12 protein-coding genes are annotated in these 12,351 nt (G+C 65.1%); 10 read left to right on the top strand and 2 right to left on the bottom strand.

Annotated features, from left to right (window positions below):
- Positions 1 to 12 precede the first annotated feature (12 nt).
- Genes CEY05_RS05680 through CEY05_RS05665 form a run of 4 tightly spaced genes read left to right on the top strand, consistent with a single transcriptional unit; the run spans position 13 to position 3,434 of the window.
- Positions 13 to 870 (top strand): branched-chain amino acid ABC transporter permease, encoded by an 858-nt coding sequence (locus CEY05_RS05680; protein ID WP_088596450.1) that lies wholly within the window; start codon positions 13 to 15, stop codon positions 868 to 870.
- A gap of 10 nt (positions 871 to 880) precedes the next feature.
- A complete protein-coding gene (locus tag CEY05_RS05675) occupies positions 881 to 1,876 on the top strand; it encodes a branched-chain amino acid ABC transporter permease (RefSeq protein ID WP_198952676.1) in 996 nt (331 codons plus the stop codon).
- Positions 1,873 to 2,721, top strand: a complete 849-nt coding sequence (locus tag CEY05_RS05670; protein WP_233161368.1) for an ABC transporter ATP-binding protein — start codon at positions 1,873 to 1,875, stop codon at positions 2,719 to 2,721. The genes CEY05_RS05675 and CEY05_RS05670 overlap by 4 nt, the downstream gene beginning before the upstream one ends.
- Positions 2,718 to 3,434 carry an ABC transporter ATP-binding protein gene (locus CEY05_RS05665; RefSeq protein ID WP_088596448.1) on the top strand — a complete coding sequence of 239 codons (717 nt, stop codon included), beginning with the start codon at positions 2,718 to 2,720 and terminating at the stop codon, positions 3,432 to 3,434. Before CEY05_RS05670 ends, CEY05_RS05665 begins: the two co-directional genes overlap by 4 nt.
- Here the strand turns inward: CEY05_RS05665 and CEY05_RS05660 are convergent.
- Positions 3,407 to 5,407, bottom strand: coding sequence for a GAF domain-containing protein (locus CEY05_RS05660; protein ID WP_088596447.1), 2,001 nt, complete (start codon positions 5,405 to 5,407; stop codon positions 3,407 to 3,409). The genes CEY05_RS05665 and CEY05_RS05660 overlap by 28 nt on opposite strands.
- A 275-nt stretch (positions 5,408 to 5,682) precedes the next feature.
- Between CEY05_RS05660 and CEY05_RS05655 the strand changes: the two genes are divergently transcribed.
- The 6 genes from CEY05_RS05655 (at position 5,683) to CEY05_RS05630 (ending at position 11,277) form a co-directional block, all read left to right on the top strand.
- Positions 5,683 to 6,648: an SDR family NAD(P)-dependent oxidoreductase gene (locus CEY05_RS05655; protein WP_088596446.1), complete on the top strand. Its 966-nt coding sequence runs from the start codon at positions 5,683 to 5,685 to the stop codon at positions 6,646 to 6,648.
- A gap of 5 nt (positions 6,649 to 6,653) precedes the next feature.
- Positions 6,654 to 7,844 (top strand): acetyl-CoA C-acyltransferase family protein, encoded by a 1,191-nt coding sequence (locus tag CEY05_RS05650; RefSeq protein WP_088596445.1) that lies wholly within the window; start codon positions 6,654 to 6,656, stop codon positions 7,842 to 7,844.
- 60 nt (positions 7,845 to 7,904) lie between these two features.
- Complete coding sequence (locus CEY05_RS05645) at positions 7,905 to 8,657, top strand: enoyl-CoA hydratase/isomerase family protein (protein WP_233161367.1); 753 nt, start codon at positions 7,905 to 7,907, stop codon at positions 8,655 to 8,657.
- 133 nt (positions 8,658 to 8,790) lie between these two features.
- Positions 8,791 to 9,678, top strand: coding sequence for a YghX family hydrolase (gene yghX, locus CEY05_RS05640; RefSeq protein ID WP_088596443.1), 888 nt, complete (start codon positions 8,791 to 8,793; stop codon positions 9,676 to 9,678).
- 15 nt (positions 9,679 to 9,693) lie between these two features.
- On the top strand, positions 9,694 to 10,146 hold the full coding sequence (locus CEY05_RS05635) for a DOPA 4,5-dioxygenase family protein (protein ID WP_088596442.1): 453 nt from the start codon (positions 9,694 to 9,696) through the stop codon (positions 10,144 to 10,146).
- A gap of 213 nt (positions 10,147 to 10,359) precedes the next feature.
- Positions 10,360 to 11,277, top strand: a complete 918-nt coding sequence (locus CEY05_RS05630) for an MBL fold metallo-hydrolase (protein ID WP_088596441.1) — start codon at positions 10,360 to 10,362, stop codon at positions 11,275 to 11,277.
- A gap of 54 nt (positions 11,278 to 11,331) precedes the next feature.
- On the opposite strand, the gene CEY05_RS05625 is transcribed toward CEY05_RS05630, so the two are convergent.
- Entirely contained in the window at positions 11,332 to 12,246 is a 915-nt protein-coding gene (locus CEY05_RS05625; protein WP_233161366.1) for an AraC family transcriptional regulator, read from the bottom strand.
- Between the last annotated feature and the right edge of the window lie 105 nt (positions 12,247 to 12,351).

The following is a 12,351-nucleotide window of genomic DNA, read 5'->3' as shown; positions in this document are numbered from 1 at the left end:
GGCCGCCACGCTATGAATGTCTATCTTCTCCAGCTCGTCAATGGTATCGGCCTCGGGGTGCTTTACTTCGTCCTGGCCGTCGGCTTGAGCATCATCTTCGGCCTGCTGCGCTTCGTCAATTTCGCGCATGGCGCCTTTTTTCTGCTCGGGGCGTATGCGTGCTTCCAGCTGGTCGGCATGGGCGTCGATTTCTGGCTGACGCTGCTGCTCGCGCCGTTGGCGGTCGGCATCCTGGCGTGGCTGGCGGAGACCGTGCTGTTCCGCAAGGTCTATCACCTGCCGCACGAATTGCACATCCTCATCACGGTCGGGCTGGCCCTGGTGCTGCAGGAAGCCGTGATCATGTATTGGGGGCCGCTGGGTAATAACGTGGCGCCGCCCGACGCGCTGCAGGGCGTGGTGGTCTGGGGCGATTTCATCTATCCCAAATACCGCCTGTTCGTCATTGCGGTGGGCGCGGCCATGGCGGTGGTCCTGGGCGGGGTGCTGGCCGGCACGCGCCTGGGCGCGGTCGTCCGTGCCGGCAGCGAATCCGCGGAAATGGTGGCGCTGCTGGGGCTGAACATACGGCGCATCTTCTCGCTGGTCTTCGCGCTGGGGGCGGGTACGGCCGCGCTGGCCGGCGTGTTGGCCGCACCCATCCGCGGCGTCGATCCCTTCATGGGGGTGGAGGCCCTGGGCATCGCCTTCGTCACGGTGGTGGTGGGCGGCATGGGCAGCTTCGCGGGCGCACTGGTGGGTGGTTTGCTGGTGGGCATCGTGCAGAGCCTGATGAGCACCATCTGGCCGCCCGGCAGCAGCCTCATGATCTATGTAGCCATGGCACTCGTGTTGTTGTGGCGGCCCAATGGCTTGATGGGCCGGGCGTGAGGGAAGAACCATGAAATATCTCATCCAGCATCGCTTTACCCTCATGGCCCTGGCGGTCACGCTGGCGCTGCCGTGGTGCCTGGCATCGGGCTCCCTGGCCACTGAATTGCTGATCTTCGCCATGGCCGCCATGGCCTGCAATCTGCTGTTGGGCTTCACCGGACTGATGTCCTTCGGCCAGGGGATTTTCTACGGGCTGGGCAGCTACACCTGCGGCTTGCTGCTGCTGCACTTCAACAGTTCCCTTTGGGTCACCCTCGCGGGCGCCATCGCGATCGGCGCGGTGGCCGCTACCCTGGTGGGCTGGTTCGCCATCCGGCAGCGGGGCGTGTATTTCGTCATGCTGACGCTGGCTTTTTCCCAGATGTTCTACTTCCTGGCCTATTCGCTGGTGGACATCACCGGCGGCGACAATGGGCTGCTGGACATCGGCCGGCCCAATCCCCGCATCGCCGGCTGGACGCTTGCCGATATCGGCAGTCCCTGGCGCTATTACACCTTCGTTGCGCTGATCTTCCTGCTGGTGTTCGTCGTGATGCAGCGCGTGGCGGAATCCCGCTTCGGCCGGACCCTGGTGGCCATCCGCGAAAACGAAGCGCGCGCCATGGCGGTCGGCTACAACACGCGGGTGTTCAAGCTGGCGGCCTTCGTCATTTCCGGCGCCGTCACGGGCCTGGCGGGCGGCTTGCACGCCATGCTGTCCGGTATCGCGCCGCTGTCCAACATCGAATACCACACCAGCGAGACCATACTGTTGATGACCGTCATCGGCGGTACGGGCCACCTGTTTGCGTCGGTGCTGGGCGCCGCCACCTATGTGCTCGCGGCCGATTGGCTGTCGTCCTTCTGGCCGCGCTGGCTGATGCTGCTGGGCTTTCTGCTGATCGCCGTCACCCTGTACATGCAGCAAGGCGTGTGGGGCTTGCTGGGGCGTATCCTGCAACGGGTGCGTCAGCGTGGCAGGGGCTATCCGGCGGGAATCGAAGTCAGCAAGGAGCAGGTATGAGCGCCGGTCCGCATATGGAGCCTTCCGCGGCAGCCCCCTACGCAGCGGGCGCATCCGTGGCCCCCGATCGCGCGGCCGCCGCGGCACTGCTGCACGCCCGCGGCGTCATCAAGCGCTATGGCGCCTTTACCGCCGTGGGCGGCGTCGACCTGCAGGTCATGCCGGGCGCGATCCATTCCGTCATCGGCCCGAACGGCGCGGGCAAGACGACGCTGTTCCACACCCTGACGGGTACGGTGCCGATTTCGGCGGGGAGCATCCATTTCGAGGGTCAGGAGATCGGCCATCTGCCCGGCCACTTGCGGGTGCGGCGCGGGCTGGCGCGTTCTTTCCAGGTGACCAGCCTGTTCCAGAACCTGAGCGTGCGGGAGAACCTGCGTGTCGCCGCGCAAGGGCGCAGCCCTCGCAAGGCCCTGTTCGGCTGGAGCATCCCCGGCAATGACGACGCGGCCGTCGCCGTGGCGGACGTCCTGTTGGAGAAATTCAAGCTCGATGGCGTGGCGCAGCGGGCCTCGGGCCATCTGTCGCACGGCCAACAGCGCCGGCTGGAAGTGGCCATGGCGCTGGCAGCGGGGCCGAAGCTGGTGTTCCTGGACGAACCCACGTCCGGCATGGGCATCGACGACATCGCGGAGATGAAGGCCTTGATCTTCTCGCTGAAACAGGAAGGCTATGCCGTCCTGCTGATTGAACACAATATGGACATCGTCATGGGAATCTCGGACACGATCACGGTGATGCAGGCGGGGCGCGTGCTGGTGGAGGGCACGCCGGACGCCATCCGTGGCGATGAACGCGTGCGCCGCGCCTATCTGGGCAATATGGTCACCGGAGGCCGCGCGTGAGCAGCGATGTCGTATTGCACGTGGAGAACCTGCACGCCTGCTATGGCAAGAGCCATGTCCTGCAGGGGGTATCGCTGACGGTGAAGGCGGGGGAGCTCGTCACGGTGCTCGGGCGCAATGGTGCCGGCAAGTCCACCACGCTCAAAAGCATCGTCGGGGTGGTGCCGCCGGTCCAGGGCCGGGTGGTGTTCCAGGGGCAGGACATCACGGGACAGGAATCCTTTCGGATCGCGGCGCGCGGGCTGTGCCTGGTGCCCGAACACCGGGGCATCTTCGGGCTGCTTTCCGTGGAGGAGAATCTGGCGATCGCCGTGCGCCGCCGTTCGCCCTGGCAGTTGGCCGATGTCTACCGCATCTTCCCGCGCTTGAAGGAGCGCCGCAGGAATGGCGGCGCCCAGTTGTCCGGGGGCGAACAGCAGATGCTCGCCATTGCCCGCGCGCTGCTGAACCATCCCCGGCTGCTGATGCTGGATGAGCCGGTGGAGGGGCTGGCGCCCGTCATCGTGGAAGAGATCGTCGAGCAGCTCAAGCAGATACGGGCGACGGGCGTCCCCGTCGTGCTGGTGGAGCAAAACCTGGAGGTCTGCTGCCAGCTGGCGGACCGCCACTACATTCTTGAACAGGGACACGGCGTGTATGAAGGCACCAACGCGGCCTTCGTTGCGGACCACGAGGCCAAGGATCGCTATCTGGGGGTGAACGTCGTCGCCTGAACATCGGTCTGCAGCCGCCGCAGACGCAAGGCCAGGTGAATGTCCGCCACCCGGCCGTCCGTATCCCAGGGACCCAGTACGGTCGCGATGGCGTCCAGCCGGTTGTGCAGCGTATTGACGTGCAGGCCCAGCGCCACGGCGGTGGCCCGTGCATTCTGCATGGTGTCCAGATAGGCGAGCAGCGTGTCGGCCAGCTGGGTGTTGCGTTTGGCGTCGTGATCCGTCAAGCGGCCCACCACGGAAGCGATGATGGCGTCCAGGTCCGCCGCGCTCTGATGCTCGAACAAAACGCCATACAGCCGCAATGCGGCTTCGTGCACGACGCAGTTTTCGCGCCGCAGGGCATGCAGCAGGCCGATGGCGCGTTTCAAGTGGCCATGCGCCTGCGCCAGCCCGGCTAGGTCCAGGTAGGGGCCGGACACGCAAGCCACCCCGCGGAACGACAGTTCTTCGAACAGCAGGGCATGCAGTTCCTCTTCCAGCTTGCGTTCGCCCGCGTGGTTGACCACCATCACGCTGCGCCCGTCGAGGTCGGTGGTCATGTGCGGATACTGGCGCAGCCGGCTGGAGAGCTTGCGCACCACGTAGCCGATTTCGGTCTTGCCGATCTGGATCATGGCCAGCATCGTCGGTTTGCGGATATCGACGCCATGCCGTTCGATGCGTGCAGGCAGGCCGGCGTCGCCGTGCTGGCTGGGTTCCAGCAGGGCACGCACGGTCAGGTTGATGTCCTGGTCGAGTGAAGCCGAACTTTTTTCGGCGGACAGCAGCAGTACCGCCGTTGCCGTCGCGCTGCGTTCGAAGATGCGCACGGCGGCCTCGGTCATGGGCGTGCGAGTCTGGATCACCAGCGCGCCGAACAATTCGTCCTTGCTCATGACGGCGGCCACCTGGCAATGCTGGCCGGTATCGCTCGGCGCGGCGGTCGCCCGGCCGGTGGTGCGGCTGAGCCCGACGGCGGATTGGATGCCGGCGGCAATGCCGGAGATAGGCCGGTAGGTATCGATCACTCGCGGAGCTTCGTATTCGCGTGGGGTTGCCACGCAGACCTCGATGCCCGCCGCGTCCAGGTACACGATGCGGCCGTGCAGGATATTGGCGACGGTAAGGATCAGGTCCTTGAGGGGGGCGCCCTTGGCCAGCAGCCGGGTCAATTGCTCGTGGGCATCCGCCGCCATCTCCAGGCCGAGGGTCTGTTCGGTCAGGCGCTGATTGGCCCGCTCCGTGTCCTGCAGGGCCTGCCGGGTCAGGTCGAAGGCCTTGGCGTTGCGCATGGCGACCGAGGCGTGGGCCGCCAGGGTCGCCAGGATGGAGACCTCGCGCGGATGGTAGCTGCGGGAATAGCGGTCGCCCACGATCAGGATGCCGGCGACTTCCGCGCCCGACAGCAGCGGCGCGGCGACCAGGGAGTGCAGGCCCTCCCGCTCGATCATCAAGTCGTTTTCGGGGGTATGTTCGAAGTGCGTGTCGCGCATGTAATCGCTGGTGGCGAACGGGCTGCGCGTGCGGCGCACGTGGCCGGCGACGCCGGCGTACACCGGCGTGTGCGTATTCTTGGTTTCGTTGGAATACACGCCGCTGACGGCGAGCACGCCCAGGTTGCCATATTCCGGATGCATCCCGGCCAGCCATGCCAGGTCGCTGCCCAGCAGCCGCCGGCCGCGTTCGACGATGTCGAACAGGACCTGGTCCAACTCTTTCAGTTCGGTCAGCGCCTGGGCGCTTTCGAAAACGCCGCGCAGGTCCAGTTCGTTGCGCTGGTGTTGCTCCATGCGCTTGCCGATGGCGATGGCGCGGTGCGCGGCGGCGAGCAGGGCTTCGCGCTGGGCGTCATCGCCCGCCATCTGCTCGATCTGCTGGAGCAGGGCGGTCAGCGAAGCCTGCTGGTCTTCGCCCTGGTCCAGCAGGCGCAGCATTTCGGCGTAGATTTGCGTGATCTCGGACGCGGGGGCGGCAGGGGCGGGGCGCTTCATCGTTTCGGACGTTTCGGGACGGGCAAAGTCGGCAATGGCAAGGAGGGGGCAGGGACGACTGCAATTTCAGGGGAAACGGCAGCGGCAAGGCCATGGCAGCGGCATAGCGTAGCGCCGTTCCGATGGCCGGGGGTTGTGTTATTTGACCAGATGGGGCTAGGCTATCTGTGAGGAAGTCACATTGTATGCAGGGATTGCCTTCCGTACAGTCGGGTGGGTGAAGCGACGCCTTTTCAAGTGACGCTTTCTTCTATTCCATCAATAACTATTCAGACATGCACTCCTATCCAGAACAACGACAAGCCGGCACCACGCCGCCCATACGCCTGGACGGCCAGGTAGCCATCGTGACCGGCGCAGGGGGCGGCCTGGGCCGCTCTCACGCGATCGAGCTGGCACGGCGTGGGGCGAAGGTCGTCATCAATGATCTCGGGGTGACGCGCGATGGCCAGACGCAGGCGTCGTCGGCCGCCGAAGATGTGGTGCAGGAGATTCGCGCCCTGGGCGGCGAAGCGTTCGCCAGTGTGGCTTCGGTGACCGATGCCGCCGCCGTCCAGCGCATGGTGCAGGACACCATGGCGCGCTGGGGCCGCATCGACATCCTCGTCAACAATGCCGGCTTCCTGCGCGACAAGAGTTTCAGCAAGATGAGCCTGGAGGACTTCGAGACCATCGTCGATGTTCATTTGATGGGAGCGGTGCGGTGCACCAAGGCGGTCTGGGACATCATGAAGGCCCAGAATTATGGCCGTATCGTGATGACGACCTCGTCCTCCGGCTTGTACGGCAATTTTGGCCAGGCCAACTACAGCGCCGCCAAGATGGGTTTGGTCGGCCTGATGCAGACGTTGGCCATAGAAGGCGCGAAGTACGGCATCCATGTCAACTGCCTGGCGCCGTCGGCCGCCACCCGGATGACCGCCGAGCTGTTTCCAGAGGAAGAACTGGCCTTGCTGTCCCCCGGCAGCGTGACCCCAGGCCTGGTGTACCTGGTTGCGCCCGCCGCGCCCACCAAGACCATCCTGTGTGCCGGCGCCGGCGCCTTCGCGTGCGCCAACGTGACGCATACCTCGGGTATCTATGCCGGGGATGGTCCCACGGCCGCCGAGGCGATCGCGCAGAACGCGGCGGCACTGGCCGACCGTGCTGAAGAATATGTCCCTGCCACCGGATTCGAGCAGCCCAAACGCGAACTGTTGAAGGCCCGCGCCGCGCGCCAGTCATCGCGATCGGCGGCCTGAACGCCATGGACAAATCGACGGAAGTATTCATCGTTGCCGGGGTACGCACGGCGATCGGCTCCTTCGGCGGCAGCCTGCGCGATGTGGCGCCGGCGCGGCTGGCGACCAGCGTCACCGCCGAAGCGATACGCCGCGGCGGCATCGACCCCGCCACGGTCGGACATGTCTTCTTCGGCCAGGTGATTCCCACGGAGCCTGGCGATGCCTATCTGGCTCGCATCGCCGCGCTGGACGGGGGCCTGCCGCAGACGGTGCCGGCGATGACGCTGAATCGGCTGTGCGGCTCCGGCCTGCAGGCGGTGATCAGCGCGGCACAGGCCATCAAGCTGGGCGAGGCGGACATTGCCATTGGCGGCGGCGCCGAAAACATGAGCCGCGCGCCTTTCCTGTCGACGTCGATGCGCTGGGGATCCCGCATGGGCGATGTGTCCTTGCTCGACAGCCTGACCGGCGCGCTGACGGATCCCTTCAACAGGATCCTGATGGGCGTCACCGCCGAGAACGTGGCACGCCGGCACGAGGTGACACGGGCGCAGCAGGATACGCTGGCGCTGCTGAGCCATCGGCGCGCGCGGGCCGCTATCGAAGACGGGCGTTTCAAGGAGCAGATCCTGCCGATCGAAACCAGGGCCAGGGGCAAGACGGTGGTGTTCGATACGGATGAACATGTGCGCGCGGATGTCAGCGCGGAAGAACTGGCGGGCTTGCGTACCATCTTCCAGAAGGAAGACGGCACCGTGACGGCCGGTAATGCGTCCGGCGTCAATGACGGCGCGGCAGCTTGCGTACTGGCCAGCGCGGACGCGGTGGCCAGGCAGGGCTTGCGCCCATTGGCCAGGCTGGTGTCCTACGCGCATGCCGGTGTGGATCCGGCCTATATGGGCATGGGTCCGGTGCCGGCGACCCAGTTGGCGCTGCAGCGTGCGGGCCTGACGGTTGCCGACATGGACATCATTGAGTCCAACGAGGCTTTCGCGGCCCAGGCTTGCGCCGTCAGCCGCACGCTTGGCTTCGATCCGGAGAAGGTCAACCCCAATGGCAGCGGTATTTCGCTGGGGCATCCGGTGGGGGCGACGGGGGCGATCAACACGGTGAAGATGGTCTATGAACTGGCAAGACGCGGTGCGCGCTATGGGCTCGTCACGATGTGCATAGGCGGTGGGCAGGGCATCGCGGCGATTTACGAGCGGGTTTGAATTGGACGTGAGGAGAGCGACCTGGACAAGACGCTGATCGAGTACGAACGGATAGACGACGTGGCGTGGGTGACGCTGGACAATCCGGCCAGCATGAACGCCTTGTCGGGCGCCATGCTGGAGCAGCTAAGCGATGTAATCGAGGCGCTTCATGGCGATGCCGCGGTGCGCTGCGTCGTGATCACGGGGGCGGGCAAGGCCTTCTGCGCTGGGGGCGACCTGCTGGGTTTCCAGGCGGACCTGGCCGAGCCGACCACGGATCGCTTCCTGGACAAGCTGCGTTATGCGCAGGAGGTGTTCGACCGCATCGAGGCATTGCCGATGCCGGTCATTGCCGCGGTCAATGGCTATGCCATTGCAGGTGGATTGGAACTGATCCTGTGCTGCGACATGATAATAGCCGCGGAATCCGCCAAGATCGGCGACGGCCATGCCCGCTACGGCATCATTCCCGGCGGTGGTTCGTCGGCGCGGCTGCCGCGCAAGATCAGCGCCAACCGCGCCAATTACATGTTGCTCAGCGCCGAATTGCTGCCGGCCGGGACGCTGGAGGCGTGGGGCCTGGTCAATCAGGTGGTGCCCGATGCCGAATTGAAGCAGGCGGCCGGCGCGCTTGCCAGCGCGGTAGCGCGGCACAGCCCCCTGGGTTTGCGGGTCATCAAGGACTTGCTGCGCACGAGTAGGGAAGTCAGCACCGCGCAGGCCGCGCGTGCCGAGATCACCGCTTTTGCCGATTATGCGAGAAGCGAGGATTTTGCCGAAGGGTTGGCGGCTTTCGCCGACAAGCGCAAACCTCGCTTCACGGGTAGGTGAGGGAGCGGCTACGTTATAAGGAGCAACTGCCGGCCAGGTAGCAAAGGGTCGGGCAACCGCGCCCAGGCTGTACGAATCTCCGGTTCTTCTGGCACTATCGGCATTCCCCCGACGCGCGAATCAGGAGAGCCGTATGAATCGACTTACCGCCAAGGATTTTTCCCCGGAGCTGCTGGAGTTATACGACTTCTATGTGCATGGCCGGATCAGCCGCCGCGATTTCCTGGATCGTGCCGCCAAATATGCGGTGGGCGGGCTTACCGCCGCCGGGATCCTGGCTTCGCTGAGCCCCAACTACGCGCTGGCGGAGCAGGTTTCCTTTACCGATCCGGACATCGTCGCGGAATATATCCAGTATCCGTCGCCCGATGGCCACGGCCAGGTCCGTGCTTATCTGGTGCGTCCGGCCAAGGCGGCCGGGGCGGTGCCGGGCGTGGTAGTGGTGCACGAGAACCGCGGCCTGAACCCCTACATCGAGGATGTGGCCAGACGTACCGCGAAGGCGGGTTTTGTCGCCCTGGCGCCCGATGGCCTGAGCTCCGTGGGCGGCTATCCCGGCAATGACGACCAGGGTCGCGAACTACAGCAGAAGATCGATCCGCAGAAATTGATGAACGATTTTCTCGCCGCCGTCGATTATCTGCAGGCCAGCAAGTTGACGACCGGGAAGGTGGGCATCACCGGGTTCTGCTATGGCGGTGGCGTCGCCAATGCGGCGTCGGTGGCCAATTCCAAGCTCGCCGCGGCGGTGCCGTTCTATGGACGCCAGCCCAAGCCGGAAGACGTGGCACGCATCCAGGCGCCGCTGTTGTTCCACTTCGCGCAGACCGATCCTGGCGTCAACGGCACCTGGCCGGCCTACGAGGCTGCCTTGAAAGCCGCCGGCAAGACCTATGAGGCGTACGTCTATCCTGGCACCAATCACGGTTTCCACAACGACTCGACACCGCGCTACGACGAGAAGGCGGCCACGCTGGCATGGGATCGCAGCATTGCATGGTTCAAGCGCTATCTGGCCTGACCCGGAGGACAGCGCATGGACAAGAATCTTGCGGCAACTCCCGCGGCTGCGGCACAGGATCGAGCGGTGCAGACACTGGACACCATCCGCAGCTATCACGCCCATATCTATTTCGAGAACCAGGCGCAACGCCAGGCCGCCGAGGCCTTGCGCGAGGAAATCGCCCAGCGCTTTCCCGTGCTGCTTGGCCGCTGGCACGACACGCTGGTGGGCCCGCACGCGCGGCCCATGTATCAGGTGGCTTTCGCGCCCGCCGAATTCGCGCGCTTCGTGCCCTGGCTGTTGATCAATCGCCGAGGCCTGGTGGTGCTGGTCCATCCCAATACAGGACGTCCCCGGACCGATCATCTGGAACATGCGCTATGGATGGGGGAGGTTCTCGAAATCCATAACCCGCAGCGCCTGCCCGATGCAGCGGGACCGGAACCGGCCATCGAGCCGAATACGCAGCCCACCGTGGCACCTTGAACAGGCGTCCGCGTCTACATCTTCGTTGCCATTGGACAAAGCCCCTGCCGGGGCTTTTCCATTTGGTGTGCGCAAGGCAACACTGCGTGTCCGGCGGCGGGTCTACCGCCGCGTGACTGGGCTATCTAGGATGACGACATACGGCGTTATGCCGTGACCAGTGCCCGACTGCCGCGGCAGGGGTATTCGAATCGTCCCTCGGAGAGTCCACTCATGCTTAGTCCAAACAGCGTTTCCCCGTCCGGCATGCCCGGCCCCAACGAACTTGTGCCGTCGCGCTATGCGGTGCAGGTCGGAGAAATCGAAGTGCTGGTGATCAGTGACGGCGTGTTGCCGCTGCCGGCCGTGACCATGTCCACCAATGTCGAACCGGCCGATCGATCTGCCTGGCTGGAGGAAATGTTCCTGCCGCCGGAGGGATTCGATTGGCCCTTGAACGTGATGGTGGCACGCATCGGCGCACAGACCATACTCATCGATGCGGGCCTGGGTGGGGAATTCCCCGGCTTTCCGCGCGCCGGACAGGTGCCGCAGCGACTGCGGGCGGCCGGCATCGATCTGGCATCGGTGACCGATCTGGTGATTACGCACATGCACATGGATCACGTCGGCGGGCTGCTGGTGGACGGCATCCGGGAGCAGTTTCGCCCTGACCTCCGTATTCACGTGGCGGCGTCCGAAGTCGCCTTCTGGAAGGCGCCGGATTTCACGCACACGGACATGCCGGAAGCGGTGCCGCCCGTGCTGCGGTCGGCTGCCACGCGTTTCTTGAACGAGTACCGCGAGCAGATCCGCACGTTCGAGGAAACCTGCGAGGTGGCGCCGGGCGTGACGGTCTGTCGCACTGGCGGCCACACGCCCGGGCACAGTGTGGTGCGCCTGGCGTCAGGCGGCGACAAGCTGACGTTCGCGGGCGACGTCGTGTTCCCGGTCGGTTTCGAACATCCGGACTGGCAGAACGGCTTCGAGCACGATCCGCAAGAGGCGGTGCGCGTGCGCGTCGGGCTGCTTAAGGAAATGGCGGACAGCGGATCGCTGCTGGTGGCGACGCATATGCCGTTCCCCTCGGTGGGACGCGTGGCGATCGACGGGGACGCCTTTCGCTGGGTGCCGGTGTTCTGGGACTTCTGAGGGCCCCTTCGAGTGGGCCGCCGCGGCCATCGCACCGTGCAACGGCTGTCCGGCTTAGCGTAGGCCGTTGCGATAATGCTTGGGCGACCGTCCCGTTGCACGCTTGAAGGCCGTGCTGAAGGCGCTCTCCGACGTATAGCCAAGCGAATGGGCAATGGTGGCGACGGGGGTGTCTTCCTTGCCCAGCGCCCGTTCGGCCAGCCGCATGCGCCATTCGGTGAGATAAGTCAGTGGCGCGGTGCCGACCGTGGTCCTGAAATGAAAGGCGAATGTCGTGCGCGACATGGCGCAGGCCTGGGCCAATTCTTCCAGCTGCCACGCGCGCGCGGGTTCGCCGTGCATCAGTCGAAGGGCTGGCGCGAGGCGCGGATGGCCCAGCGCTTTCAGCCATCCGGCCGGCATGGCGGCGGCTGATTGCAGGTGCGCGCGCAGGATCTGGATGAATAGCAGCTGCGCCAGTTGCGCCGATGCCAGTTGGCGGCCGGGCTGTTCACTGGCGCGTTCCTCGATCAATTGGGCCAGCATCCAGCGGAAGGACTCCGCATGGGGCGAGGCCGCCGGGACGTGTATCCACGGGGGCAGCACATCGGCCAGCAGTTTGCCGCTGGCCGGGTCGAGCAGGACATGGCCGCCGATATGGGTGAAGTCGGCGCCATCGCCCAGCTGTACCGCTTGTTTGCCAGCGCCGGCAAACACGGTCATGGCGTCGACCGGCTCGATATCCGGGGCGCTGGCAAGCACGAACGCGCGCTTCGCCGATAGCAGTCCCACGTCGCCCGTTACGAAATGGATGGGCCCGGCTTCGCCGTCGATGCAGACCCAGCATTCACCTTTCACCACGGCAAAGAACTTGATCTTGTCCGGCGCCGGAAAGCGCAAGGCCCAGGCACCGCCCGCCGTGAAGCCACCCGTGACGACGGATTCGGTCTTGGTCAGATTGAGGATTTCGGAAAACGGGTCGGCGCTCATGCTCGCACTATCGCGCAAGTAATCCGCATTTTCAAGTATTCAAAGTACGGATTCGGGCGACTAAGCTGACCGCCTGGTCAATGAGGAATGGCAATCAGGAAATCG

Origin of the sequence: Achromobacter sp. HZ34 (assembly GCF_002209485.1) — a bacterium.
GTDB lineage: Bacteria > Pseudomonadota > Gammaproteobacteria > Burkholderiales > Burkholderiaceae_B > Bordetella_C.
The sequence above is the reverse complement of the archived record's forward strand: the minus strand, read 5'-3'. Positions and strand labels throughout refer to the sequence as shown.